This window comes from Oribacterium sp. P9 (assembly GCF_046365365.1).
Lineage (GTDB): Bacteria > Bacillota > Clostridia > Lachnospirales > Lachnospiraceae > Oribacterium.
Window position 1 is genome coordinate 1 of the sequence record NZ_JBKEIS010000020.1, and the last position, 25,190, is coordinate 25,190.

The 25,190-nt window shown below is 56.1% G+C and carries 22 protein-coding genes and 1 tRNA gene; 5 read left to right on the forward strand and 18 right to left on the reverse strand.

Annotated features, from left to right (window positions below; genetic code table 11):
- Positions 1-80 precede the first annotated feature (80 nt).
- The 5 genes from ACK8P7_RS09730 to ACK8P7_RS09750 all read right to left on the reverse strand — a co-directional run bounded on the left by ACK8P7_RS09730 (position 81) and on the right by ACK8P7_RS09750 (position 5,320).
- Complete coding sequence (locus ACK8P7_RS09730; RefSeq protein ID WP_410044017.1) at positions 81-812, reverse strand: glycerophosphodiester phosphodiesterase; 732 nt, start codon at positions 810-812, stop codon at positions 81-83.
- Between the two features lie 13 nt (positions 813-825).
- Positions 826-2,283 carry an ABC transporter substrate-binding protein gene (locus ACK8P7_RS09735; protein ID WP_410044018.1) on the reverse strand — a complete coding sequence of 486 codons (1,458 nt, stop codon included), beginning with the start codon at positions 2,281-2,283 and terminating at the stop codon, positions 826-828.
- A gap of 111 nt (positions 2,284-2,394) precedes the next feature.
- On the reverse strand, positions 2,395-3,312 hold the full coding sequence (locus tag ACK8P7_RS09740) for a carbohydrate ABC transporter permease (protein WP_410044019.1): 918 nt from the start codon (positions 3,310-3,312) through the stop codon (positions 2,395-2,397).
- A complete protein-coding gene (locus tag ACK8P7_RS09745; protein ID WP_410044020.1) occupies positions 3,312-4,175 on the reverse strand; it encodes a carbohydrate ABC transporter permease in 864 nt (287 codons plus the stop codon). The genes ACK8P7_RS09740 and ACK8P7_RS09745 overlap by 1 nt, the downstream gene beginning before the upstream one ends.
- 2 nt (positions 4,176-4,177) lie before the next feature.
- The gene (locus ACK8P7_RS09750) at positions 4,178-5,320 is read right to left on the reverse strand and encodes an ABC transporter ATP-binding protein (RefSeq protein WP_410044021.1); all 1,143 of its coding nucleotides are present in this window, start codon (positions 5,318-5,320) and stop codon (positions 4,178-4,180) included.
- A gap of 357 nt (positions 5,321-5,677) precedes the next feature.
- On the opposite strand from ACK8P7_RS09750, the gene ACK8P7_RS09755 reads away from it, so the two are divergent.
- Positions 5,678-5,748 (forward strand) — tRNA-Cys (locus tag ACK8P7_RS09755).
- A gap of 148 nt (positions 5,749-5,896) precedes the next feature.
- Here the strand turns inward: ACK8P7_RS09755 and ACK8P7_RS09760 are convergent.
- The gene (locus tag ACK8P7_RS09760; RefSeq protein WP_410044022.1) at positions 5,897-6,028 is read right to left on the reverse strand and encodes a hypothetical protein; all 132 of its coding nucleotides are present in this window, start codon (positions 6,026-6,028) and stop codon (positions 5,897-5,899) included.
- A gap of 204 nt (positions 6,029-6,232) precedes the next feature.
- Entirely contained in the window at positions 6,233-7,459 is a 1,227-nt protein-coding gene (locus tag ACK8P7_RS09765) for a class I SAM-dependent rRNA methyltransferase (RefSeq protein WP_410044023.1), read from the reverse strand.
- A 182-nt stretch (positions 7,460-7,641) separates the two neighbouring features.
- Here ACK8P7_RS09765 and ACK8P7_RS09770 point away from each other — a divergent pair, with 182 nt between their 5' ends.
- The gene (locus ACK8P7_RS09770) at positions 7,642-8,460 is read left to right on the forward strand and encodes a PHP domain-containing protein (RefSeq protein ID WP_410044024.1); all 819 of its coding nucleotides are present in this window, start codon (positions 7,642-7,644) and stop codon (positions 8,458-8,460) included.
- A 28-nt stretch (positions 8,461-8,488) separates the two neighbouring features.
- On the opposite strand, the gene rpiB is transcribed toward ACK8P7_RS09770, so the two are convergent.
- On the reverse strand, positions 8,489-8,956 hold the full coding sequence (gene rpiB / locus ACK8P7_RS09775; protein ID WP_410044025.1) for a ribose 5-phosphate isomerase B: 468 nt from the start codon (positions 8,954-8,956) through the stop codon (positions 8,489-8,491).
- A gap of 287 nt (positions 8,957-9,243) precedes the next feature.
- On the opposite strand from rpiB, the gene ACK8P7_RS09780 reads away from it, so the two are divergent.
- Positions 9,244-9,486 carry a polya polymerase gene (locus ACK8P7_RS09780; protein WP_410044026.1) on the forward strand — a complete coding sequence of 81 codons (243 nt, stop codon included), beginning with the start codon at positions 9,244-9,246 and terminating at the stop codon, positions 9,484-9,486.
- 155 nt (positions 9,487-9,641) lie between these two features.
- Here the strand turns inward: ACK8P7_RS09780 and ACK8P7_RS09785 are convergent, their stop codons facing one another.
- From ACK8P7_RS09785 to sdaAB, 3 genes are all read right to left on the reverse strand, one after another.
- Positions 9,642-11,075: a uracil-xanthine permease family protein gene (locus ACK8P7_RS09785; RefSeq protein ID WP_410044027.1), complete on the reverse strand. Its 1,434-nt coding sequence runs from the start codon at positions 11,073-11,075 to the stop codon at positions 9,642-9,644.
- 368 nt (positions 11,076-11,443) lie between these two features.
- Entirely contained in the window at positions 11,444-12,331 is an 888-nt protein-coding gene (gene sdaAA / locus ACK8P7_RS09790; RefSeq protein WP_410044028.1) for an L-serine ammonia-lyase, iron-sulfur-dependent, subunit alpha, read from the reverse strand.
- 12 nt (positions 12,332-12,343) lie between these two features.
- Positions 12,344-13,012 carry an L-serine ammonia-lyase, iron-sulfur-dependent subunit beta gene (gene sdaAB, locus ACK8P7_RS09795; protein ID WP_410044029.1) on the reverse strand — a complete coding sequence of 223 codons (669 nt, stop codon included), beginning with the start codon at positions 13,010-13,012 and terminating at the stop codon, positions 12,344-12,346.
- 434 nt (positions 13,013-13,446) lie between these two features.
- Here sdaAB and ACK8P7_RS09800 point away from each other — a divergent pair, with 434 nt between their 5' ends.
- Positions 13,447-14,349 (forward strand): LysR family transcriptional regulator, encoded by a 903-nt coding sequence (locus tag ACK8P7_RS09800; protein WP_410044030.1) that lies wholly within the window; start codon positions 13,447-13,449, stop codon positions 14,347-14,349.
- A gap of 93 nt (positions 14,350-14,442) precedes the next feature.
- Here ACK8P7_RS09800 and ACK8P7_RS09805 read toward each other — a convergent pair whose 3' ends face one another.
- Positions 14,443-15,546 carry a DUF5722 domain-containing protein gene (locus ACK8P7_RS09805; RefSeq protein ID WP_410044031.1) on the reverse strand — a complete coding sequence of 368 codons (1,104 nt, stop codon included), beginning with the start codon at positions 15,544-15,546 and terminating at the stop codon, positions 14,443-14,445.
- A 211-nt stretch (positions 15,547-15,757) separates the two neighbouring features.
- Entirely contained in the window at positions 15,758-16,291 is a 534-nt protein-coding gene (locus ACK8P7_RS09810) for a hypothetical protein (protein ID WP_410044032.1), read from the reverse strand.
- A gap of 538 nt (positions 16,292-16,829) precedes the next feature.
- Between ACK8P7_RS09810 and ACK8P7_RS09815 the strand changes: the two genes are divergently transcribed.
- Positions 16,830-18,467: an ABC-F family ATP-binding cassette domain-containing protein gene (locus ACK8P7_RS09815; protein WP_410044033.1), complete on the forward strand. Its 1,638-nt coding sequence runs from the start codon at positions 16,830-16,832 to the stop codon at positions 18,465-18,467.
- A 233-nt stretch (positions 18,468-18,700) separates the two neighbouring features.
- On the opposite strand, the gene ACK8P7_RS09820 is transcribed toward ACK8P7_RS09815, so the two are convergent.
- The 5 genes from ACK8P7_RS09820 to ACK8P7_RS09840 all read right to left on the reverse strand — a co-directional run bounded on the left by ACK8P7_RS09820 (position 18,701) and on the right by ACK8P7_RS09840 (position 25,148).
- The gene (locus tag ACK8P7_RS09820) at positions 18,701-19,642 is read right to left on the reverse strand and encodes an ABC transporter permease (protein ID WP_410044034.1); all 942 of its coding nucleotides are present in this window, start codon (positions 19,640-19,642) and stop codon (positions 18,701-18,703) included.
- Positions 19,642-20,709, reverse strand: a complete 1,068-nt coding sequence (locus tag ACK8P7_RS09825; RefSeq protein WP_410044035.1) for an ABC transporter permease — start codon at positions 20,707-20,709, stop codon at positions 19,642-19,644. Before ACK8P7_RS09825 ends, ACK8P7_RS09820 begins: the two co-directional genes overlap by 1 nt.
- The gene (locus tag ACK8P7_RS09830; RefSeq protein ID WP_410044036.1) at positions 20,706-22,229 is read right to left on the reverse strand and encodes an ABC transporter ATP-binding protein; all 1,524 of its coding nucleotides are present in this window, start codon (positions 22,227-22,229) and stop codon (positions 20,706-20,708) included. Before ACK8P7_RS09830 ends, ACK8P7_RS09825 begins: the two co-directional genes overlap by 4 nt.
- 285 nt (positions 22,230-22,514) lie before the next feature.
- Positions 22,515-23,414 carry a YjjW family glycine radical enzyme activase gene (locus ACK8P7_RS09835; RefSeq protein ID WP_410044037.1) on the reverse strand — a complete coding sequence of 300 codons (900 nt, stop codon included), beginning with the start codon at positions 23,412-23,414 and terminating at the stop codon, positions 22,515-22,517.
- A gap of 186 nt (positions 23,415-23,600) precedes the next feature.
- Positions 23,601-25,148, reverse strand: coding sequence for a YjjI family glycine radical enzyme (locus ACK8P7_RS09840; RefSeq protein WP_410044038.1), 1,548 nt, complete (start codon positions 25,146-25,148; stop codon positions 23,601-23,603).
- Between the last annotated feature and the right edge of the window lie 42 nt (positions 25,149-25,190).

A 25,190-nucleotide genomic window follows, 5' to 3' on the forward strand; every position in this document is an offset into this window, starting at 1 on the left:
TTTGTGATATCATCCTTCTGGTAACTAATCTTAAGTTGACGTTGGGTTGACGACATTGGGGTCAGACCCCATTAAGTAAATCACCTGTCGCGTACAGCGATGGCGATGTCCGGGTAATTCGTGATCACCGCGGTGACGCCGGCGTCGATGAGCATCTTCATGTCGGCGCGCTCGTTGACCGTCCAGACACGGGTCTTAAGGCCGCTCGCGAGGTACTCCGAGAGGAACTCCGCCATCTTCACGTGATATACGGCCGGGTGGAGTCCATCCACCCCGCTCTTCGCTGCATAGTCGTCCACACGCAGGATGACATCACTGAAGAGATACGCGGTTTCGGCGTCCGGCACAATGGACTTCAGCTTCTGCACGCTGTAGTGATTGAAGGACGAATAGATCACACGATCCTTCATCCCGGTCTCCTCCACGATGGCCGCCACCTTTTTCTCGATCTCCGGGTACCAGTAAATCCCTGTTTTCAGTTCAATGTTGACTGCTATACCCGATGGTCTGACCGCGTCGAGCACCTCTCGCAAGGTCGGTATGCACGCGTCCCGATACTTCGCGAAGCGCTCCCGGAGGACCACCATCTCCTTCAACTCCTGAAGGGTGAAGTCCTTGACGAAGCCACTCTGCCCGGTGACACGATCCACCGTTTCATCATGGATGACCACCGGAACGCCGTCCTTCGACAGCTGTACGTCCAGCTCGATGCCATCCGCGCCCTGTTCGATGGCGAGCAGAAATGCTTCGAGTGTGTTCTCCGGTGCATAACCGCTCGCGCCTCTGTGTGCAAAAACTTCTGTCTTACTCATGTTCTGCCTCTTATTAACCGTTCACGAGATTGTACTCGGTGATGGACTTGTTGATCTTATCGGCCATGTTCTTGACTGCAGTGTCCACATCCTCCTTGCCGTTCAGCATCGCCTCGATCTCGGACTCAACGGTTGCACGTGCCTCCGGGAAGACGCTTAAGAGTGCGCCGCAGTACTTCGGTGAAGAATCGTGGAGCTGGTCGATCGCGGTTTCAAACTGCGGATACTTCGCGATGTTGTCCTTGAAGACCTGCTCGTCCTGTGCCTTCGTGGTCACCGGGAAGTAGCCGGTCTGCTCGTTCCAGTACGCCTGCGACTCTGGAGAGATCAGGAACTTGACGAACTCCCAGGTCGCACGAAGCTTCTTCGGGTCGTTGTTGTTGAGTGCCCAGAGGGATGCACCACCGATGGAGACACCGCCCTCATCGCTGGACTTGATCTTCGGGAAGTATGCCGTACCTACCTCGAACTTGCCGTTGACATCCTGAAGGATCTGCTTCAGCGAGGCCGTGGAGCCGAGGGTGATGGCGGACTTGCCGGCAGAGAAATCGGCGAGTCCGGAATCGCCGCCCTTGCCGACGATCGGTGCATAGCCATCCTTGTTCAGCTTCTGCCACTCGGTGAGGATGTTCTTCGCCGCGCCGTTCTGATCGAAAGCAACGGCGGTCGCTGCTGCGTCACGGCCGTTGCCGTTGTCTGCATACGCGAGCCCCTGCTTGCCGATGAACTGCTCGAAGAACCAGCCGTAGATGCCGAGAGACATCGCTTCCGCTGCGCCGCCCTTCGTAGTCAGCTGCTCACCGATCTGGTCGATCGCCTCGAGGCTGTCCGGGATCTCCGTGATGCCGGCCTTCTCGAACATATCCTTGTTGTAGTACATGATCGGGGTCGAGGAGTTGAACGGCATGGAGTAGAGCTGGTTGTCGATGGTGTAGTATGCCGCAAGGTTCGGCTCGATCGCGGATACGTCATACTGATCAGCGTCGACCATGCCCTGCATCGGGACGATCCAGCCGGACTCGATCATGAAGCGGGTACCGATCTCATACACCTGTACGAGGTCTGCGCCCATGTTGCCCATCTGTGCGCTCTTCAGCTTGTTGAGGGAGTCGTCATAGGAGCCCTGGTACTGTGCGTCTACCGTGATGCCGTACTCATTTTCGTCGTTGAACTTTTTTACGAGGGTATCGATCGCCTGGCCATTGACACCGCCCATGGAGTGCCAGAAGGTGATGGTGGTGCCGTTTACGTCCTTCGCATCCGCCATATCAACGCTTGCTGCTGCGGCTGCCTCGGTGGTTTCCGCCTCACTCTGTGCAGCGGTCTCCGCGGCTGTGGTCTGGTCGCCTGCATTGGCCGCCGTCGTCGCTGGTGCCGCATCTGTCGCGGCTGGTGTTCCGTTTCCACAGCCGGCCATCATGGCAGCGGTCATGGATGTTGCAAGCACTAAGGATAATGCTCTCTTTTTCATTTTTCCTCCTCCGTAATCGTGGGATTACGCAATGTGATATATAGAATCGGGACGGTCCCGTTTCTAATGTGATATTTCAAGTTTATGGGGTCTGACCCCACCATTGGCCTGTTATCCCTTCACCGCACCCGAGAACATACCGCGGATGAGCTGCTTCTGACCGATGATGAAGATCGAGATCGACGGGATGATGATCATCACAACGCCGGCAATCATCAGGGTGATGGACTGGGAATCGACGCTGTCGAGCATGCTGATACCGATCTGGACGGTCCGCATGCGGTTCGAGCCGGTGACGAGCAGCGGCCACATGTACATATTCCAGGCATTGATGAAGGTGTAGACAGCCATCGCGCCGATCGCGGATTTCGTGAGCGGAATCAGGATCTTCACGATGAAGCACAGGTTGCTGCAGCCGTCGAGCTTCGCGGACTCATAGAGTGACTTCGGGAAGCTCATGTAGAACTGTCGAAACAGGAAGATGCCCATCGCAGAGGTCAGGTATGGGATGATCAGCACCGGGTAGCTGTCGAGCATGCCCCAGCCGGCCACCGTCAGGTAGTTCGAGATGATCGTCGCCTCGCCCGGCACCATCATGGTCGCCATGACGAGCGCGAACAGGATGCCCTGGCCCGGGAACTCGAGGAACGAGAAGGCGAAGGCCGCGAGTGAGCAGGAAATGATCTGTCCGAAGGTGATCGTGCCCGCGACAAGGAACGAATTCACGATGAAGCGGAGGAGCGGCACCGTGGTCAGCGCCTCCGAGAAGTTCCGGAGTGTCGGGTGCTTCGGAACGAGATTGAGCTCGGTGGTGAAGAGCTCGTTCGACGGCATCAGCGCGATACTGATGGCGTACAGCAGCGGGAGGAGGACAATGATGGCGAACACAACATTGGCACCCAGCCTGAGCGCAGTCCGTGCCCGGCGGCGTGCCAGCGCCCGCGCATTCATCTCGTTTTTCAGTGTCAGCAGCTCACTGGCTGACATCCTGCCTTCCATCGGAATTACCATACTTTCGATTTGACTCATCAGTAACTTACTCCCTTCTTCTCGAGACGGAACATCACCAGCGTGATCAGCATGATGATGACAAACAGGATGACCGACTGCGCCGATGCATTGCCGAAGCGGTAGTTAAAAAACGCGTCGCGGTAGATCGAGTAAACGATGACATTGGTCGATTCGCTCGGGCCGCCCTCGGTCAGCAGCTTGATCTGTCCGAAGGACTGGAAGGCCTGGATGATGTTGACGACCAGCGTGTAAAACATGATCGGAGAGAGTCCCGGCAGCGTCAGGCTGAAGAACTGCTGTACGCCGCTCGCACCGTCGACTGATGCACGCTCGTAGATGGTTTCGTCGATGTTGCCGAGCCCGGCGGAGAAATACAGGAAGTTGATACCGCTGTTCAGCCAGGCGGTGAGGATCGCTACACAGTAGAGTGCCGTGGCCGGATCGTTCAGCCAGTTGATGTCGAGGCCGAGAAGCTTGTTCACGATGCCGACCGCCGGGTGCAGCATGATCTTGAAGATCATCGCCGCAGAACTCGACGCGATGGCCATCGGAAGGGCGTAGGCCGTACTGAAGGCCCGGATCCCCGGGAATGCCCGATTGCAGAGCACCGCCGCCGTGAGACCGAGAACCATGCTGCCGAAAACGACGATGACGACGAAGATGAGCGTCACCTTCAGACTGTTCAGAAAGGAGGCCGATCTCAGAAGATCGGTATAATTCTGAAGTCCCACGAAGAGCTTCGCCTTCCCCATCTTGTTCGTCATGAAGAGGCTGAGATAAAGCGTTTTAAAAAACGGATAAAAGAGAAAGACGGCAAAGATCAGAAGACTCGGCACCAGATAGAGGTACGAGGTCAGTGGAACATGCTTTCTTTTTCCCATGCTTACCACTCCTTTCTATAGAGAAGATTCTCCTCGGTTTCCATGTCGAAGACGTGGGCACGATCCATATCGAAGTAGAGCCGGAGCTTCTCTCCCACCTGCGTCTGGTTCGTCGGCTTCAGACGAACGGCACAGGTCGCCTGCTGTTCATCGAAATAGAGGATGACCTCGGAACCGAGCATCTCACGCGTCACGACCGTCTCCTCGACGTCGACGCTGTTCTCCGCGAAGCCGCCCTCAAGGGCATCTGCTTCTTCATAGATGTCCTCCGGACGGATGCCGAGAATCACGCGGCGACCATCGTACTTTTCTCCGATATGGCGTGCATGCTGCCCGGTGAGGTAGACCTTTCGGATCGGGCCGGTGCCGGCGAAGATGAGTGCGGTGCGGTCCCGCTCGACTGAAACATCACACTCGATGAAGTTCATCGACGGAGAGCCCACGAAACCGGCCACGAATTTATTGATCGGGTTATCGTAGATCTGCTGTGGTGTGTCTACCTGCTGGATGAGACCGTCCTTCATCACGACGATCTTCGTGCCGAGGGTCATCGCCTCGGTCTGGTCATGGGTGACGTAGATGATGGTCGTGTTCAGCTGCTTATGCAGCTTCTGGAGCTCGACGCGCATCTGCCCACGCAGCTTCGCATCGAGGTTACTGAGCGGCTCATCCATGAGAAAGGCCTTCGGCTGCCGTACGATGGCGGCGCCGATCGCGACACGCTGCTTCTGTCCGCCGGAGAGTGCGACCGGCTTCCGATCGAGCAGCTGCCCGATCTCCAGGATATCCGCCACCTCGCGCACCTTCCGGTCGATCTCCTGCTTCGGCAGCTTCCGAACCTTCAGTGCATACGCGATATTTCCATACACCGTCATGTTCGGGTACAGCGCGTAATTCTGGAAGACCATCGACATATCCCGCTCACCCGGCTCCAGGTAGTTGCAGAGGTTTCCATCGATCCACAGCTCCCCATCCGTGATCTCCTCGAGCCCCGCGATGAGACGAAGCGTCGTCGACTTACCGCATCCGGATGGTCCGACGAACACCACGAACTCATGATCATGGATGTCGAGGTTAAAATCCTTTACGCCATAATGCGTTGCATCAAATTGCTTACAGACATTTCGAAGTGCAATTTCTGCCACTCTATATCCTCCTTTGCAGTCATCTGGACTGCACCTTCTTTTTTCGGAACTGGCTTTCCAGCCAGATGCAGCTCCGCCTGCTACAGCCGAACAGCTTATGAAATCTGCAGAGCAGAGATTCTCTGTTTCGACAGCGGAACGTTCGCACGCCCCATATATAACCACATCGGACGGGATGGCATCTATCATGCTGTCGCTAAATTTACGTAAAATAGAGGTAAGGCGGTAGCGGATACCTGCAAGTAACAGTTCAGACAGGCAGGGGACTGTTCCAACTTCAAAATATGTGATTGCTTATTTCCTATAAATACGCTATACTATGGGAAGTCGAAAAACGATGCACTGCATCGCAGATATGGCGAGATAGCCAAGTGGTAAGGCATGGGTCTGCAACACCCTGAGCGCCGGTTCGAATCCGACTCTCGCCTCGAAAAAAAGAGGACATCTACTGTACAGTAGATGTCCTCTTTTTGTATTCTCAGAACAGCCAGAGCGCCGAATGCTTTAAGTCGGAGAACTGATGAGCTGTTCATAACGTGGCTTGTTCCTTCTCCATCAGCAGTCGCGCATTGCAAGCTATTTATACAGCGGGATGACTTCGATCGTCGTCTGTGCGATCTCGATCGTCTCTTCTTCCTCTAGGGTGACGATGATAAAGCGTTCTGCTTCTTCAAATGAACGGGACAGCTTCACGAGATTATCGATCAAAAAGAAAAGTTGTCGAGTATAGTCGACAGTTTCGTATAGTTTTTGTCGACTATACTCGACAACTTTATACTGTTTTCGTCGACTATACTCGACGGCTTTGATTCTGACCACCTAAAGAAGTAGGTAGCCAGCCCTCTGGATCTTCTGGCTGAACGGTTCCGAAAGAAAAAATGGCCAGCCCTTTTCATCGGGCTGACCTCTTTTTTACTTCTCGTCACATACCTGGAAGATATAGAACTTGAGATAATAGGAGTTTTCGTCACCGGACCAGAGAATCGGGTGATCGCAGGCCTGGGTGCGGTACTCGATCTGGCGGAGGCGACGATGTACGGAGCCGGCCGCCTCTGCGATGGTCTTCGTGAAGAGCTCCGGTGTCATGAAGTGGCTGCAGCTGCAGGTGGCGAAGTAGCCACCATCCTTCACAAGCTTCAGGCCCTGCATGTTGATCTCGCGGTAGCCGCGGATCGCGGCCTTCGTCGCCTCGCGGGACTTCGTAAAGGCCGGCGGGTCGAGGATGACGACGTCATACTTCTCGCCGCGCGCGTTCAGCTTCGGGAGCTCGTCGAGCACATCCGCCACGCGGAAATGCACGGTCTCCTCGAGATGGTTCCGCTTCGCGTTCGCCGTCGCCTGCTGGATCGCGAGCTCTGAGATATCGAGGCCCTCGACCTCCGCTGCGCCCGCGATGCCGGCATTCAGCGCGAAGGTGCCCATGTGCGTGAAGCAGTCGAGGACGCGCTTCCCCTTACAGATCCGCTGCATCGCCCGCCGATTATACTTCTGATCGAGGAAAAATCCGGTCTTCTGTCCATTCACGACATCGACCATATACTTGACGCCATTCTCCGTGATCTCGACATTCGTGTCAAACTCCGGGCCGATGAAGCCCTTATACACGTCCATGCCTTCCTTCTTTCGAACCGGCGCGTCACTCCGCTCGTAGATGCCGCGGATATGAATGCCGTCTTCCCGGAGGATCTCCACGAGATCCTCGAGAATCATCGGCTTCAGACGATCCATGCCGAGTGCGAGCGACTCCACCACCAGCACATCCTCATATTTATCGACCGTAAGTCCCGGCAGCCAGTCCGCCTCGCCGAAAATCACACGGCAGGCATCCGTATCCTCGCCCATGACGGTCTTTCGGTATTCCCATGCTGCCTTCACGCGATCACGCAGAAATTCCGCGTCGATCGGCTCCTTCCGCCAGCGGCTCAGCATCCGCACGCGGATCTTCGAGTTGTGGTTGATGAAGCCATAGCCCATGAAGAAGCCGTCGAAATCCTCCACGCGGACGATATCCCCGTTCGCGTAGTCACCTGCGTACTGGTCGATTTCATTGTCGAAAACCCAGGCACCGCCCGCCTTGATCGTGCGGCCCTCGCCCTTACGCAGAATCACCTTTCCATCTGAAACCAATGATGTTCCCATAGTCACCTCTCTTTTTTCCTGATTTGCAATTTAGCGCACTTGTGTTATGATTGCAAGCAATTTAGAAGTGTTTCTGCGCGCTTTTTCGAGGCCAATGCAGACGGCGGTGCTGCGGCACCCGCCCGCGACATCCACGAGCCGCGCGACCCGGCGATTCCGAGGCGTTTTCAGAGAGGTTTATTATGTACGAAATCAAATGTGACACGCATACCCATACACTGTACAGTCGGCACGCATTTTCCACGATTGCGGAGAATGTGAAGGAGGCAGCGGACACCGGACTCGAGCTGCTCGGCTCCACCGACCACTTCTCAGCGATGCTCTGGCCGGATGTCGAAAATGCGAAGAACTACCAGTACCTCGCGAATGCACCGGCGACCTGGCCACGGACCTGGATGGGCGTGACGCTGCTCGCGGGCTGCGAGGTGGATATCGTGGGGCTGGACGGCGCGCTCTTCGGCGAGGACATCCCGAATACGACGTCGATCGTCGGCGATACGTATAAGGAGCCGACCACGCTCTACGAACACACGACCCGCCAGATGGATTACGTCATCGCGAGCGTGCATGGCAAGTCCTTCATCGGCGATGCGTCGCGCGTCGCGCTGACGGACATGTATATCAAGGCGCTGTCGAAGCCGAAGGTTTTCATCCTCGGCCATGTCGGCCGCACGGGCCTCGATGTCGACTACCGTGCGCTCGCAGAAGCGGCGAAGGCGATGCATAAGTGCCTCGAGGTGAACGAACACAGCTTCGGCTTCCCGTGGAGCGGCGGTGTCAATAAGGATCGCTGCCGGCAGATCCTCGCGGCCTGCGCGGAGGTCGGCTGCCAGATCACCATCGCGACCGACGCACACATCGCACCGCACATCGGGAAGTTCGAGGAGACGAAAAAGCTCCTTACGGAAGTCGGATTCCCGGAGGAGCTCATCGCAAGCCGCGACCGGCAGAGCTTCCTCAGCGCACTGAAGGAAAGCGGTGTGAAGGACCTGCTGAAATAAAAAAATGGGGGATCATACCCCCATTTTTTTATGCCTCGTCGGCCACCTTCAGCTTCTGAGTCGCCTCGATCTCCATGATCTCATCAACACGTCTCTGGTGACGGCCACCCTCGAAGGTTGCGCCGGTCCATGCGTCTACGATCTGCTTCGCGGTCTCGATACCGATCACACGTGCGCCGAAGCAGATGACATTCGAGTTATTATGGCGCTTACTCATCTCTGCAGAGTAAGGCTCGCTGCAGCAGCACGCGCGGATCCCCTCTACCTTATTACATGCGAGGCTGATGCCTACGCCGGTACCGCAGATGGCGATACCTCCATCCACTTCACCGGAAGCGACCATCTTTCCGACACGGTAGCCGGAAATCGGATAATCGAAGCTCTCCGGAGAATTCGTGCCGACATCGATCACCTCGATGCCCTTCCCCTCGAGGTACTCCTTGATCTCGTTCTTCATCTCAATCGCTGCATGATCGTTGCCAATGACTAATTTCATGATTCCTTCTCCTCGTCCGCTCGCTGAATGCGCCTTGTGTTTTTGTTAATTTTTAAACAGACTTTTGCCTGTATCACCTGCAGTATAGCATAATTTTTACATGAAGGTGAATCCGTACTGTCACATACATAAGAAAAACGCCACAAAGCGGGCTGTAAATGTACACAAGAATTTACTTGTATATTTGTACAATGTGCTATATCATCGAAGCATGATACAGATAAATGAATGCTGTATCAAGAAGTGTCGATAAGCACGAACGATAATACAAACGAAGGAGGTTTGTTATGAAGCTTGTAAATGTCAATAATGTAGAAGGTCTCTTCGAGGTGCTCGATAAGTGCCAGGGTGATGTATATCTCGTTTCCAAGGAAGGCGATCGTATCAATCTGAAGTCCAAGCTTTCCCAGATGCTCTTCACAGCAAATCTTTTCACGAAGGCCAACATCAGCGAGCTCGAGCTCATCGTGGCAGAGCCGGAGGATATGAAGCGTGTCGTTGATTTCATGATGGGTGGCGCAAATATCTGATTTTAAACGAAATGAGTATACGAGCTGCTGATGTCCTGGTTCACAGGACCGTTCAGACAGCTCATAAAAGAGCCCGTGGAGCATGCGTTCCACGGGCTCTTTTTGTTTATACTTTTTTAATGGGGTCAGACCCCCTTACGAAATCCTTAAGATGATTACTTTTCCTTCACGCTGCCGTCGTCCATCATGTTCTGCTGGCCAGCCTTCTTCGCGAGCTGCCATACGAGGGACTCGCCCTGCGCGATTTCGAAGTTGACACCAGTGTCGTTCGGCTCGTCCTCGATGAACTCGTAATCCTTACCAGGGAGGATCGCGTTCAGCAGGATCCCGACGAGTGAACCGGTCGCGATACCGGAGAAGTTGATGGTGATCGCACCGAGCGGAATCACGATCGCACCAGCGGTGGAGTAGTTGATACCGATCGCCAGTACGAGGATGAGTGCTGCGATGATGACGTTACGTGACTGGGAGAAATCCACCTTCGTCTCGACGACATTACGCACACCGACGGCAGAAATCATACCGTAGAGTACCAGGGAGATACCACCGACCGTTGCAGACGGCATCACCTCGATGAGGGCTGAGAACTTCGGGCAGAAGCTGAGCAGGATGGCAATGCAGGCGGCCAGACGGATCACCATCGGATCGTACACCTTCGTCAGCGTCAGTACGCCGGTGTTCTCGCCGTAGGTCGTATTCGCCGGTGCACCGAAGAGGGAGGCCAATGTTGTTGCAAGGCCATCACCCGTCAGTGTACGATGAAGACCCGGATCCTGGATGAAGTTCTTGCCAACCGTCGAGGAGATCGCGGAAATGTCACCGATATGCTCCATCATCGTCGCGAAGGCGATCGGCACGATGGTGATTACGGAGGTGATCAGCAGAGAAGAGTCGAGACTTCCATCTGTGAAGAGTGAGAATACGGTACGTCCGTACTCGATCGGAAGACCGAACCAGGCTGCCTCTGCGACCGGTGCGAAATCGATGAAGCCGGCGATAGCGGCTACGAGGTAGGAACCGATGACGCCGAGGAGGATCGGGATGATCTTCACCATGCCACGTCCCCAGATGTTGCAGACGACGACGATGACGATCGCGACGAGTGCGATGCCCCAGTTGCTGGAGCAGTTCTCAACTGCGGACTTCGAAAGGTTGAGACCGATGGCGATGATGATCGGACCGGTGACAACCGGCGGGAAGTACTTCATGACCTTCGAGGTACCGAAGGCACGGAAAGCCGCCGCCAGCACGAGGTAAACGAGACCAGCACACGCAACACCGAAGCAGGCATAGCGGAGCAGATCCGGCTCACCGTTCGGTGCGATGGCTGCATAACCAGCCAGGAACGCGAAGGACGATCCGAGGAATGCCGGAACCTTCTTCTTACTGATGAGATGGAACAGCAGTGTGCCGAGACCGGCAAACAGCAGTGTCGTCGACACACTTAAGCCAGTGAGCAGCGGAACCAGCACCGTCGAGCCGAACATGGCAAACATGTGCTGGAAGCCGAGAATCAGAACCTTGCCGGTGCCGAGCTTCTTCGCATCATAGATGCCCTCTTCACCGATTTTTACAGCTTCTTTACTCATAAAAATCCCCTTTCATTTACACCCTCTGAAGCTTACGGCCATCTTAAGAATTTCGTAAGGGGGAGACCCCATTAAGATTTTCTTAAGGCCCATAGAAAAGGCACACGAGAGAGGAAATAGTCCCCCCTGTGTGCCTCGGATCGTTCTATTCTGTTGGCCACGATATAATGCCCATATACGCTCCAGAATTATTTACATGATTTCTGACAGTATAACACAGGGGCATAAATATGAAAACCAGATTCTAAAAATTTTATAAACTGATGATTACTCCTCCTGGCCCTATCTCTGGCCTGTGGTTGGCCAGAGATAGCCCTTCGGGCACCGGGCACAGCCCGGTGGGATGTCGCTACGGAGTAATCTGATAATTACTCCTCCGCTCCAAAGACCTTTTCTTTCAGTTTGCGACCGGTCGGGGTGGCGGCGAGGCCGGCGGCGGCGGTTTCCTTGAGGGCACTGTTCATCATGTCGCCGACGGACTGCATCGCGCCGATGCACTCGTCAGCCGGGATATAGGCGCGGATGCCGGCGAGGACCATGTCCGCGCTGGAGAAGGCGATCATGACCCCGGAGACGTTTCGCTTGATGCATGGGATCTCGACGAGGCCGGCGACCGGGTCACACGCGAGGCCGAGCTGGTTCGCGATGGCGATAGCGAGGGCGTCCGCGCACATGTCCGGGCTGCCGCCCATAAGCTCGACGAGCGCTGCAGCGGCCATGCCGGAGGCACTTCCGCACTCGGCCTGACAGCCGCCGGTCGCGCCGGCGATCGATGCGTTTTTCGCGATGACCATGCCGAAGGCGCCCGATGTAAACATGGACATCACGATGTCGCTCTTCTCTGCTCTTCCTTCCTTATAAAGAGAGACGAGGCAGCCCGGAAGGATCCCGCAGGAGCCAGCTGTCGGGCTCGCAACGATGCGCCCCATGGAAGCATTGCACCCAGCCACACTGAGCGCCCGTGCCATCGCGCCGGTCATGAAGCTGCCGGAGAGCCCGCCACCGGTACGCTTCGCGTAGTCGAACATGTGGTAGCCCTCGCCGCCGGTGAGACCGGACATCGATACCTGGTCCTTCGCAGAGCCGGACTCCACTGCCTCGCACATGACGTCGAAGCTTCGCTCCATCCGTGCGTAGAGGGTCTCCGGATCGGCTTCCGCCGCAGCGGCCTGATCTGCCAGCACGATCTCGGATATTTTCATCTTCTGCTTCTTCGCCGCCTCGATGAGTTCGGCGATGGAATCATATTTCAGCATAGCATCTCCTTTTTAGATCTTGTGAATAAGCAGGCAGTTCAGCACATCCGGGGTCTGGCGGATGTCGGCGGTGATCTTCTCCGGCGGGACGGAGTCAGCCTCGATGGTCATCAGGGCCTCACCGCCCTTCTCGCGGCGGCTCAGCTGGAAGGCACCGATGTTGATGTCGCTGTACATGCGGTGCATGAGGTTCGTGACGTTCGCGATGACGCCCGGCACGTCGCGGTGCAGGACGAGGATGGTTTCCTTGTCACCCGAGAACTTCACCTCCATGCCGTTGATGATGTCGATGCGAATGTTTCCGCCGCCGACGCTGGCACCCTGTATGAAGCCACTGCTGCCATCCGGCAGATAGTAGGTGATGCGTGCGGTATTCGGATGTGTATTCGGGATATCCTGGTGGATGAAGTTGATCTCGATGCCTGCTTTCTTCGCGATGTCGAGCGCGTCACGGATGCGGATATCGTCCGTTTCGAAGCCCATGATTCCGCCCACGATGGCGCGGTCCGTACCGTGGCCGCGGCCCGTACGTGAAAAGGAACCGGACAGGATGATGTCACAGCGGGATGGCGTCCGCCCATCCATCAGCTTATTGGCCACACGGCCGAGACGGCACGCGCCCGCGGTATGTGAACTCGACGGACCGATCATTACAGGTCCGATCATATCGAAAACGTCCATAACTGTCTCCTTTGATTCTGAACATCCTAACAGATAGCATGCATGATATTTCAGGTATCCCTCACTGTTTCCAGGAGATCGATACTGCGCATCCTGTCGAACGAAAACTGCCAGGAGTCAGTTCGGACACATGTGCTCGATCTGACCTCTGACAGCTCCCCTTGCTATCCTTTATATATAAATCATTTTAATGTTAATCCAACTGCATAACAAGATGTAAGCCCCCAAAAATGCGCGTAATTCCGTAGATAGTCTTTATTTCACTCATAAAAATAATTTATATTTTTCCTTGTTTCCGCATCTCTGTTCACATATAATAAGCAGAGACATTTCAGCTAAAGGACCCCGAAGGACCGGCAACAGAAGCCATACGGAGCGTTCGTGCTTCTGTTGCCGGTCCTCCAGGGCCTATAACTAAAGGAAAGGATCCCTTTATGGAAATTCGTCAGTTGACTTCTTTTGTAAAAATCGTAGAGATGCAGAGCTTTTCAAAGGCGGCAGAGGCCCTCGGCTACACGCAGGCGGCCGTGACGATCCAGATCCGTCAGCTGGAGCAGGAGTTCAACACCCGTTTCTTCGATCGTGTCGGTCGTCGCGTCGTGCTGACCCCACCAGGCCGGGAGTTTCTGCAGTATGCCAATGAAATCCTCCGGCGCGTAGATGACGTCCATACAGCACTCGGCAACTCGAAGATGCAGGAGCATAAGCTGCGCATCGGTTCGCTCGAGTCACTGCTGACCTATAAGATTCCGAACGTCGTCCGCTACTTCTATCAGGAGCATCCTGAGATCTCTCTGGAAATCAAGACGGGATCCCCGAAGGAGCTCACAGATATGCTCGAGCATAATCTCGTGGATGTAGTATATTTCCTGGATCGTCGTGTCTACGATAAGAACTGGGTGAAGATTCTGGAGGAGCCGGAGCCGATCATCTTCGTGGCGAGCGCCGAGATGGCGATCCCGAGCGAGAAGCGTGTCGGTTCGGTGTCGCATGTACATCTCGCGGATCTCGTCGATCTCCGCTTCTTCCTCACGGAGAAGGATGCAAACTACCGCTATGCGCTGGAGCAGCACCTCGCGGCGGAGCGCATGCAGATCCATCCGTTCTTCGAGACCGGAAACACGGAGGTGCTGATCCGTCTCGTAAAGGAGAACCAGGGCATCTCCTTCCTGCCGGCGTTTTCCGTGCAGGACTCCATCGCGCGCGGGGAGCTGCGTGAGATCAAGGTCGACGACTTCGACATGACGATGTACCGGCAGATCTTCTTCCATAAGGATAAGTGGGTCACCGATGAGATGCAGGCGTTCGAGAAGCTCGTGCGGCAGGGGCTGCTGTAGCAGCGTAGATGAGGCCCTCCGGGGCCTCATTTTTTATCATACAAAGAAGCAGTGCCTTCCGGCACTGCTTTGAATACGTTCGCCACGAAGGCATCACTGACACATCTGGTAGGTGTTCCAGGCGAGTTTTCGAGTGGTCGGGGTTTCGCTGACGCCGTCGCAGTTATAGAGGCCGAAGGCGTAGCCCTGGGCGAGTTCGGCCGGGGCGTCGACGAGGCGGCTCAGGAGGAAGGCTTCGACGTACGGGTTCGCCTGCGCGAGCTGCCATGCCTGCTGGATGGCGACGGCCTGGGCGGCTTCGCCGCCGGCAGAGGCGGAATTAAAGCCCTCTTCGGACAGAATCAGATGACGGACCGCGCCACTCGGACTCAGCATTGGTCCCTGCTGCATGTAGTCGGTCAGCACGTGCAGGTTCTTCATGTTGATGATCGGGCTGTTCGGCGACTCGGTCGCGTGCGGGGACGCGTTCAGGAAGTCTGGATTCAGGAGCCCCTCCGGGTACGGGTGCCAGGCGATGCCGTAGTCGGTGTCGCTTAAGTAGGTATTCAGGAGCTCGAGCAGGGTCTTCGATGGCATGGTCGTGCCGCCCTGCTGCGTCCAGTTGTAGTCGAACGGGATGAAGACGCGCGCGTCCGGGTTCTGTGCCTTGATCGCGTTATAGAAGATGCGGAAACCGTCCGCGTAAGCCTTCACGTAAGTGTTCGTGTCGACCGCGCCGAGGTAGTTCCAGACCGTGTTGTTGATTTCGTTGCCGATGACCCAGTTCGAAACACGGTCACGGTAACGGCTCGCGAGCTGCTCCGCCACCTGCTGCGTGCGCACGATGCCCTCCGGCGTCAGGGTGTTGTACTGGTAGAGGTTCGCCGTCGGGGTCAGTGTCGGGCAGATCGGGTCGCCCGCCTGGAAATCATTCATGACGCCCATCGTGATGGTGAGGTCGGCCGCGTCGAACCGGTCGATCATCGCGTCGAACGCGCGCATCTGCTGCTCATCCTTCAGGAAGCTTGCGTTAAACTGGAAGGTCACCTGCTTACAGCCGAGCTGCTGGATGTCGTAGACCATGTCGACGTGCGAGGAGCAGATACCCTTCTTCGACTCCGGCGTGTTGTAAAAGGCCCATGCCGGCGTACTCGACGCAAGTACCAGTGCGCTCGAGAGTATGGCCGCGGTCATTTTCTTCAGATGTGATGATTTCATATGTGCCCCCCTTGGTGGTTTTGATCTGTCTTTCTGCTGTGCCCGGCTTCACTGTGCCGGCACAGCGGCGCTTCTATGGATGTCGCCGGCCGCGCATACAGCGCTCCAGAGCGAAATGCCCATATACTATAAGTATACAGAAAAACCGCTGCGCAGTGAATGCGTAGCGGTTTCGAAATTTTTACGATTTTATTCGAATTGTATTCGAGTTTTATTCTGTAAATGCGATTGGGGTCGCACCGGAAGCAGCATCTGCGCTCTTCAGATCGATGCCGACGGTCTCATACGACAGGGTATCGAAATGCTGAGTGGTGCCATCCTCGGTAGTGAACTCGAGGGTGTACTTGATCTCCTTCTGCTTGTCCGCATCTTCATCTCGGGTGATGGTTACGGTCTCACCATCTGCGAGACCCTCACCTGCCAGGTTCTCACCCTTCTCCTTAGAGCCTGCCTCATAGAGATAGAGATCGGTCACCTTGGAACCTGTGGTGTTCTTTACAGTATAAACTGCGCTGGTAGCCTCACCGGACTCTGCCTCTGCAGCCGCTGTGGTCTCCTCCGCAGCCTCGGTAGCAGCCTCGGTAGCAGCCTCACTTGCAGCCTCCGTAGCCGCTTCTGTTGCAGCCTCGGTAGCCGCAGCGGTCGTCGCAGCTGCAGTGGTCGCCTCTGGTGTCGAGTTGGCACCGCAGGCACTCATACTCATCGCAAGCATCATCGCAGCAATCACAACATAATTCTTCTTCATAATTCTAGTCCTCCTGAATGTTCTGTATCGCTGATTTCCTGCACATCGCCCTGTCGGGCAATGCCGGCTCCTGCACTTCATCTCCCACCCGCGCGATTACGCCCGCGGGAAATATCCGGCAGCTCAGCGACCATCGGATGCTCCGTGACTTCGATCTGTTCGAAACTCTCCGAAACATCGAATGTAGATTATAGGAAATATTCCACAGAATACAAGTGAAGATTTTGTGAATTATATAATAGAAAAATTTAATAAATCAGCTCCCTGATGTACGAATCAGCCATGATCCGAATCTGCACTGACGAAGGCATACCACCATCACGATCCCAACCCCCGGTTTTCTTCAAATCTATTGCTTTTATGCGGGTTCTCGGCTATAATGCTCGAGGTTAATGACAGTTGAGAGCGGCTTCCCGAGCCACTCTTATTTTTTACGCGAGCGATGATTTCGGTTTCCAGCATCATGGATCCCGCTTTATGACCGCTCTGCCAGATTCACTACGTTCGTTCTGTTGAATTCAAGAAAAGGAGCAGCCACATGATTGCAGCAAATAACATTACCTTCCGTGTAGGTAAGAAGGCACTGTTTGAAGACGTTAATATCAAGTTCACCGAGGGCAACTGTTATGGCATCATCGGTGCCAACGGTGCCGGTAAGTCGACCTTCCTGAAGATCCTGAGCGGAGTGCTCGAGCCGACCAGCGGTGAGATCACCATGACCCCGGGCCAGCGTCTCAGCGTACTCGAGCAGGATCAGTTCAAGTACGACGATTACTCCGTCATCGATACCGTCATCATGGGCAACAAGCGCCTGTATGACATCATGAAGGAGAAGGACGCCATCTATGCAAAGGCGGATTTCACCGACGAGGATGGACTCCGTGCCGCAGATCTCGAGGCCGAGTTCGCTGCGATGGACGGCTGGAATGCGGAAGCGGATGCCGAGACGATGCTGAACGGCTTAGGGATCGGCACGGACCTGCACTACAAGCAGATGAACGAGCTGAAGGGCTCCGAGAAGGTCAAGGTCCTCCTCGCGAAGGCGCTGTTCGGTAACCCGGACATCCTGCTTCTCGACGAGCCGACCAACCACCTCGACCTGAACTCCATCGAGTGGCTCGAGGAGTTCCTCATCAACTTCGAGAACACCGTCATCGTCGTATCCCATGACCGTTACTTCCTGAACAAGGTCTGCACGAACATCGCGGACATCGACTACGGTAAGATCACCCTCTTCGCCGGAAACTACGACTTCTGGTTCGAGTCCTCCCAGCTCATCGTGCGTCAGCAGAAGGAAGCGAACCGCAAGAAGGAGGAGAAGATCAAGGAGCTGCAGGAGTTCATCCAGCGTTTCTCGGCCAATGCTTCCAAATCCAAGCAGGCGACCTCCCGTAAACGTGCGCTCGAGAAGATCGAGCTCGACAACATCAAGCCGTCCTCTCGTCAGTATCCGTACATCGTATTTAAGCCGAATCGTGAGATCGGTAACGATGTCCTCGAGGTGAAGAACCTCTCGAAGACCATCAATGGCGTAAAGGTGCTCGATGATATCTCCTTCATCGTGAACCGTACCGATAAGATCGCACTGGTCGGCCCGAACGAGCTTGCGAAGACTACCCTCATGCAGATCATCTCCGGCGAGATGGAGCCGGACAGCGGTGACTACAAGTGGGGCGTGACCACCAGCCAGTCCTACTTCCCGAAGGACAACACGAAGGAGTTCGCATCCGAGGACACGATCGTCGAGTGGCTGACCCAGTACAGCCCGGATAAGGATACCCAGTTCGTCCGTGGTTACCTCGGCCGTATGCTCTTCAAGGGCGACGACGGTCTGAAGAAGGTCAACGTCCTCTCCGGAGGTGAGCGCGTACGCTGCATGCTCAGTAAGATGATGATTTCGGGTTCCAATGTCATCATCCTCGACGAGCCGACCGACCACCTCGACATGGAGTCCATCTCCGCACTGAACGACGGACTCAAGAGCTACCCGGGTGTCATCATCTTCGCATCCCGTGACCACCAGGTCGTAGAGACCACCGCGAACCGTATCTTCGAGATCATCGACGGAAAGCTCATCGATAAGATGACCACCTACGACGAGTACCTCGCATCCGACGAGGACATCAAGAAGAGATTCGTCTTCACCCTGTCCGGATCCGACGCAAGCGACAACTAAGCGACGAGCATCCGACCAGACAGCACAAATCAGAAATCAGAGAGCCATCCCGTGACAGGCAAGCCTGCCGCGGGATGGCTCTCTCTGTCTTAAGAATTTCGTAATGGGGTCAGACCCCATTACGGTCACCTTAAGGCTTTCATAAGGATTTCGTAAGGAGGTCTGACCCCATTACGAAATTTCGGAAAACAACAGCCCTCGGTGCGGATACACCGGGGGCTGCAAATAAGCTGTTACTTCGAACGAACAAACGGCTTGCCGTTTGCTGACGGTACGTGGCCGGCGCCGACGAAGAAGATAAGGGTCAGCAGGGTCACGATGTACGGGATCATGCTGAGGAGGTTCGGGCTGATGAGGTTCGAGCCGCCGAGCAGTGACTTGACACCGTTACAGAATCCGAAGAGGAGGCAGCCGACGAAGGCGCCGCCCGGGGAGAACTTACCGAAGATGACGGCTGCGATCGCGATGAAGCCCTGGCCGACGATGACCGCAGGACGGAACTGCGATACGGTCGCGAGGGTGACGAAGGCACCACCGAGACCGGACAGGAAGCCGGACAGGATCACGCAGACATAGCGCACGGCATAGACATTGATGCCGAGGGTCTCACATGCCTCCGGATGCTCACCTGCTGCACGAAGCCGCATACCGAAACGGGTCTTGTAGAACACGAACCAGATGAGCGCCACCACCAGGAAGCTGAGGTACGCCACCGAGTAGGTGGAGATAACATTGTACTGAAATGAACCGGCCGGGAAGATGGACACGCCCTTGTCGTTCGTAAACATCTTCGGCAGCTTCGCCATCATATCGAGCGCCGGTGAATCCGAGGAGTTCTCGAAAATCGCCTTGCAGAGGAAGATCGCGAAGCCCGGTCCGATGAAGTTGATCGCAGTTCCGGCGATCGTCTGGTCCGCATGCAGACTCACACAGACCACCGCGTGGATGATGCCGAGCACAGCACCCGCGAGACCACCTGCAAAGAAACCGATCCAGCCGTTGCCCGTGAAGTACGCAACCGCCGCCCCCACGAACGCGCCGAGGGTCATCATACCCTCGATGCCGATGTTTACGACGCCAGAGCGCTCACTGAAGCAGGAGCCTAAGGCTGCGAGCAGCAGTGGTGGCGTCGAGATCAGCATCGCATTGATTAAAAGTCCTAAATTCGTAAGCATTACTTCGCCGCCTCCTTCTTACTGGTCATCTTCGTGAGGATCGACTTAAATACCGGTGCGATCGCGATGAAGATAATAACGGTACCCATGATGATGTTGACGACCTCATTCGGCACCTGAATTACGGTCAGCTTGTTTCCACCGTACTTCATCGCACCGTAGAACCAGCCGGCGAAGATACAGCCGATCGGATTCGTGGCACCGATGAGGGCGACGGTGATACCCTGGAAGCCGTAGGATTCCTGGGCTGCAAACTGCGGGATACGCTGGCTCATGCCGAGGAGCTGTACCGCTCCACCGAGACCCGACAGGAGACCGGAGAGCGACATCGATGCGAGGAATACGCGGTTCGAGCTGATGCCGGCATACTCTGCGGCCGTTCTCGAGAAACCGACGGCACGCAGCTGATAGCCGAAGGTGGTCTTCGTCATGACGAACCAGAGGATGATCGCGGCGACGATGGCCATCACGATGCCCCAGTGGACGTCGGAGCAGCCGGTAAGCTTCGCCACCGCCGTCGGCATCTTGATCGACGCACTCGCGAGGATGTTCTTCGACGCCTCCGCGCCCTGATCCGTATGAATCGTCTTCAGGTTCACGACGAAGTTCGAGAGATAGAACGCGATCCAGTTAAACATGATATAGGAAAGGACCTCGTTAATGCCCTTCTTTACCTTCAGCACACCGACGATGGCACCCCAGAGCGCACCGGCGAGGGCCGCTGCCAGGAGACATACGATCGCGTGGATCACCGGCGGCAGCGGACAGAGGATACCGATCACCGCGGCGGCCAGGGAGCCGACCACATACTGACCCTCGGCACCGATGTTGAAGACACCGGTACGGAAGGAGAACGCCACCGAAAGTCCGGTAAAAATCAGCGGTGCTGCATAAACGATACTGTAGGTGAAAAACTTCGGCTTACTGAAGACACCATTGAAGAGCTTCGTGTAGGCCTCGCCCGGATTGACACCGATCGCCGCGAGGAGGATCGCCCCCACGATGAAACCGATCACGATCGCGATCAGGGTGTACAGCAGGGAGCTGTCTAATATTTTCTTTTTCATTCTGCCTTACCTCCTGCCATCATCAGACCCAGCTTGTACTCATCCGCCTCTGCGCCCATCATCTCACCGTCGATCTGACCGTCGAAGATAACGTCGATGCGGTCGGACAGGTTCATGATCTCATCGAGCTCGAAGGAAACGAGCAGGATCGCGCGGCCCTTGTTGCGCTGCGCCACGAGGTACTTGTGGACGAACTCGATCGCGCCGACATCGAGACCTCGGGTCGGGTTGAAGGCGATAAGGAAGTCCTTATCATTCGTCACCTCACGGGCGATGATTACCTTCTGCTGGTTACCACCGGAGAGCTGACCTGCGAGACGCTCCTCACAGCCCACCGGGCGGATATCGAAATCACGGATCATGTCGGTCGCGTGATCACGGATCACCTTCTTCTGCAGGATGCCGTTCTTCGCGTACGGTGCCACAGCGAAGTTCTGGAGCACGAGGTTCTCGGCGACACTGAAATCAAGCACGAGACCATGCTTCTGACGGTCCTCCGGAATCGAGGAAATGCCCTCGTCGAAGAGCATCTTCGGCGTCTCATTCGTGACATCCTTGCCGTTCATGAGGACCTGACCGCTCGTCGCCTTCCCGAGACCGGTGAGGATCTCGACGAGCTGTGACTGGCCGTTGCCGTCGATACCTGCGAGTCCGAGGATCTCACCGGCATGCACCTCGAGATTGAGGCCCTTCAGGACCTCGACGCCACGGTAGTCCTTCGCGTGCAGATCCTTGACCTCCACGACGACGCGACCGCGCTCCATCTCCTTCTTGTCGACCTTGTTGGTGACCTGACGACCGACCATCATCGCCGCGAGGTCATCCTCGCTGACATCGGCGACGCTGACCGTGTCGATGTACTTACCACGACGGATGATCGTACAGTTGTCGGACGACTCCTTGATCTCCTTCAGCTTATGGGTGATGAGGATGATCGATTTGCCGGCGGCGGTGAGGTTATGGATGATGTCCATAAGCTCGTTGATTTCCTGCGGGGTCAGTGACGCGGTCGGCTCATCGAAGATGAGGAGATCTGCACCACGATAGAGGACCTTCAGGATCTCGACACGCTGCTGCATGCCGACCGAGATATCCTCGACCTTCGCATCCGGGTCGACCATGAGGCCGTACTTCTCACTGAGCTCTACGATCCTCTGACGCGCGGTCTTTAAGTCCACGGTCAGTCCCTTTCTCGGCTCTGCGCCGAGCACGATGTTCTCGGTGACGGTAAACGGCTGCACGAGCATGAAGTGCTGGTGCACCATGCCGATGCCGAGCTCGATGGCCTTCTCCGGGTTATCGATGGAAACTTCCTTTCCGTTGATGAAGATCTGTCCGGAGGTCGGTCGGTACATACCGTACAGTACGTTCATGAGCGTCGACTTGCCGGCACCATTCTCACCGAGGATCGCGTGAACCTCGCCCTTGTGCACGGTCAGGTTGATGTGGTCGTTCGCAGTGAAGTTTCCGAACTTCTTCACGATGTCCTTCATCTCGATGACGACAGTGCTTGCATCCATGTTGCTTTTCATTGCATTGTGTCCCTTCTTTAATGTATTTCGAGCAGTGTGTCCATGGCGAAACGCCCACCGTTTACTGCTGGTTGACACGGCCGTTCTGTCGGAAAAGCCAGGACAGAGACGGTACTTTCACTCTGTTGATACTCTTTAGAATATCATAAATCGCGCGCGTTTTACACTGGTTTGTTGAAGTGCTGCTAAGGGAACCCGGCTTGATTTCACACGGTCTCTACGTATGGCTGCTGATGGCAGTCCTCCGGGTTATCCGATTGTACTGAAGCAGTGTCAGATGATGACGATGTCGGTCATGCCTTCTGCGCGTGCGAGGTCGGCGAGGTGCTCGAGCCAGGCGTCGGTCGGCGGGGTGAAGCTGCGGTACGCTTCGCGGACGCCGAACGGGCGGTACTTGATGATCTTGTAGCGTATGCTCGTCCCCTCGTTTGCCGGCCAATGCTTCTGCCGTGACAGGTATGGCTGCAGCGCGCGGGCGGTGTCGACGATGGTCTTTTCGGTGTCGAAAAGCTCCGGGACGATGACGGTCCGGACTTCGTAGAGCTGGCCGCGGTCGGCGAGGAAGCGCATGTTCTTGAGCACGAGGGTGTTGTCCACGTCGGTCACTGCCCGGTGGTCTGCGGCGTCGTAGGCCTTGATGTCGAGCATGACGCCGTCGATCACGGACAGGAGCTCCGCAGGGTCGGCTTCGAAGTCATAGCTGCCGTTCGAGTCGAGGAGGAAGCCGAGGCCATCCTTCTTCGCGAGGATCGCGAGGTCGTGGAGGAATGCCGGGTAGAAGGTGCATTCGCCGCCGGAAACGGTGATGCCGCGGATGAACGGGACGTTTCTCCGCACCTCGGCGTACACCTCTTCCGCGTTCATGTAGCGGATACGCGGGCTCGCGTCATGGGTGCAGGTATGGATACAGGTGTCGCAGCCGACGCACTTCGTCGGATCGAAGAGGACGAGGCCTTCGGCTGAGCGCGTGAGGGCCCCGGCCGGGCAGGTCGCGATACAGTCGCCGCAGCTGATGCAGACGGCGCGGGTCTCCGGGTTGTGGCAGTAGTGGCAGTTGAAATTGCAGCCCTGAACGAAGACGGCGGTACGGTTGCCTGGGCCGTCGACGGAGCTGAACGGGATGATTTTGTTAACGGGCACGCGGCCGCCCGCGCGTCTCGGATCGTTTCGCATTACTCTCTCCTTTTTTCTTCACTGTAGGCATGTTCGGACTCGAAATCACCCATCATGCCTGTTTTTTCTTCGGCTTTTATAGGCATGATGATTTTCCAGCGAAAACATTGGCCGAAAGAAGGGAAAAGAGCAGACCTCTGCTGGTCTGCTCTCCTCGCTGTGTGGATGTTCCTCATGGGTGCCGTATTAACGGACTTTTCGCTCCATGATGTGGCCGTTCTGCTTCGCGCCGAGGCCGAGGGCGGTGGTGTCGTGCTTGACGTTCTGGCCCTGCTCGAGCTTCTCGATCTCAGACTTCTTTACGAGGTAGCCAGTGACGCGGATGACGTCGGAGTCGCTCGCGTAGAAGCTTAAGTAGCGGAGGTTCTGCCGGAAGGAGCCCTTGATGATATCGAGGACGTAGTCCGGATTCTTGTGCACGGTCATGTCGATCGGGAAGATGTCACCGGTTCCGGATGGGAAGTAGTGGTGGAAGTTCGACAGGATCATGAGCTGATCCACCAGGTTCGCCGGCTCCTCGCCGATCGGGATGCGGGTGCCCGGGGTGACGTTCACGTCGGAGGCGATGCCGACCTGCGCGTGCAGGAGGAAGTGGCCGCCGGTCGCTTCGCAGTACGGGTTGAAGTGGTGATCGTTGAAGTCCTTGATCACGTCCATGATGCGCACGCCGAGCTTCGTCGCTTCGTCATCACGGCCGAAGCGCCACTCCGGGTGGCCCTCCTTCTCCAGCAGGATGTCGACGGCGTCTGCGAGGCCGACGAGACCGAACATCGCACTGAAGAGGTCGCGGCGGATGAGACCCTCCTTCGCGAGGAAGTTGTTCTCGAAGAAGCCGGACTCCTCCACGATGAAGCGGATACGCTCATCCATGTAGCGTGCCTGGATGTCCATCACGTACGGGAGCTGGTTCTGCAGGAAGTCCTCGATGTTCTTCGCGCGCTTCGCGATGTTGCCGAGGATGAGGCGGACGAGCGTGTAGGAGCCGCCGCCGAACTTGAGACCGTTGTAGCAGGAGGCGATGACATACTCCTCGCCGAGCTCGGACTTAAACATCGCGTGGTTTCCGAAGGACGGCTTCGCGGAAGCCAACGCTGCTCTTACGCACTCGAGCGCAAAGTCATCCGGGGTCTCCGCTTCATCGTACTTCATCGTGATGTTCGGTACGGCATCCCGGGTCGCTTCGATCGCCTTCAGGATGAGACGGCCGGCCTTTGTGTCGCGTGGGCCGATGTTGCCGTGGGAGAAGGAATCGAGGATCGTGCGGTCCATGTTGACGAAGAACAGGGTGATCAGCTTCTGCGCAAGTTCCTCGTCCATATCCTGTACGAACGGGTCGAGGAGCTCATCGAGCTGTCCCACGTAGACCGGGAAATTGGTCACGGACGGGACATGACGATAGATGATTTCGAGTGCATTGATCGCCTCGAAGAGGTCCTTCGGCGGCTCGAGGTTCAGGAAGCGGGAGCCCTCCTTCATGAACTTCTCGTAATTCGGGATGATGTAGCGCGGGCGCAGCGGTGCGTGGCCCTCGCTGAGGTCGCAGATGCACTGACGGTCGATCGGCTGGTTCAGGAGCTCATCGAGTCCCTCTGGAAGGTTCAGCACCTCGAGCAGGGAATCCGCCTGATTCGCCATCGTCGCTACCTTCTGCTCATGTGTCAGGGTCGGGGACTTTACGGTCTCCAGCATCGCTTCGCGCGTCTGATTTACGCGCTCCATGGAAATATCTCTCATATAGATTACCTCGTATTCTGTATCATGCCAACGAACGATCGG

What these genes read in the sequence shown, in the direction of transcription:
- ACK8P7_RS09740 (WP_410044019.1), bottom strand. Translation starts at nt 3,312, where the DNA reads ATGAGTCAAATCGAAAGTATGGTAATTCCGATGGAAGGCAGGATGTCA.
- ACK8P7_RS09785 (WP_410044027.1), bottom strand. Translation starts at nt 11,075, where the DNA reads ATGAGTAAAGAAGCTGTAAAAATCGGTGAAGAGGGCATCTATGATGCG.
- ACK8P7_RS09805 (WP_410044031.1), bottom strand. Translation starts at nt 15,546, where the DNA reads ATGAAATCATCACATCTGAAGAAAATGACCGCGGCCATACTCTCGAGC.
- ACK8P7_RS09765 (WP_410044023.1), bottom strand. Translation starts at nt 7,459, where the DNA reads ATGGGAACATCATTGGTTTCAGATGGAAAGGTGATTCTGCGTAAGGGC.
- ACK8P7_RS09835 (WP_410044037.1), bottom strand. Translation starts at nt 23,414, where the DNA reads ATGCGAAACGATCCGAGACGCGCGGGCGGCCGCGTGCCCGTTAACAAA.
- ACK8P7_RS09730 (WP_410044017.1), bottom strand. Translation starts at nt 812, where the DNA reads ATGAGTAAGACAGAAGTTTTTGCACACAGAGGCGCGAGCGGTTATGCA.
- ACK8P7_RS09770 (WP_410044024.1), top strand. Translation starts at nt 7,642, where the DNA reads ATGTACGAAATCAAATGTGACACGCATACCCATACACTGTACAGTCGG.
- ACK8P7_RS09745 (WP_410044020.1), bottom strand. Translation starts at nt 4,175, where the DNA reads ATGGGAAAAAGAAAGCATGTTCCACTGACCTCGTACCTCTATCTGGTG.
- rpiB (WP_410044025.1), bottom strand. Translation starts at nt 8,956, where the DNA reads ATGAAATTAGTCATTGGCAACGATCATGCAGCGATTGAGATGAAGAAC.
- ACK8P7_RS09735 (WP_410044018.1), bottom strand. Translation starts at nt 2,283, where the DNA reads ATGAAAAAGAGAGCATTATCCTTAGTGCTTGCAACATCCATGACCGCT.
- ACK8P7_RS09815 (WP_410044033.1), top strand. Translation starts at nt 16,830, where the DNA reads ATGATTGCAGCAAATAACATTACCTTCCGTGTAGGTAAGAAGGCACTG.
- ACK8P7_RS09820 (WP_410044034.1), bottom strand. Translation starts at nt 19,642, where the DNA reads ATGCTTACGAATTTAGGACTTTTAATCAATGCGATGCTGATCTCGACG.
- ACK8P7_RS09780 (WP_410044026.1), top strand. Translation starts at nt 9,244, where the DNA reads ATGAAGCTTGTAAATGTCAATAATGTAGAAGGTCTCTTCGAGGTGCTC.
- ACK8P7_RS09810 (WP_410044032.1), bottom strand. Translation starts at nt 16,291, where the DNA reads ATGAAGAAGAATTATGTTGTGATTGCTGCGATGATGCTTGCGATGAGT.
- sdaAB (WP_410044029.1), bottom strand. Translation starts at nt 13,012, where the DNA reads ATGGACGTTTTCGATATGATCGGACCTGTAATGATCGGTCCGTCGAGT.
- ACK8P7_RS09825 (WP_410044035.1), bottom strand. Translation starts at nt 20,709, where the DNA reads ATGAAAAAGAAAATATTAGACAGCTCCCTGCTGTACACCCTGATCGCG.
- ACK8P7_RS09840 (WP_410044038.1), bottom strand. Translation starts at nt 25,148, where the DNA reads ATGAGAGATATTTCCATGGAGCGCGTAAATCAGACGCGCGAAGCGATG.
- ACK8P7_RS09830 (WP_410044036.1), bottom strand. Translation starts at nt 22,229, where the DNA reads ATGGATGCAAGCACTGTCGTCATCGAGATGAAGGACATCGTGAAGAAG.
- sdaAA (WP_410044028.1), bottom strand. Translation starts at nt 12,331, where the DNA reads ATGCTGAAATATGATTCCATCGCCGAACTCATCGAGGCGGCGAAGAAG.
- ACK8P7_RS09800 (WP_410044030.1), top strand. Translation starts at nt 13,447, where the DNA reads ATGGAAATTCGTCAGTTGACTTCTTTTGTAAAAATCGTAGAGATGCAG.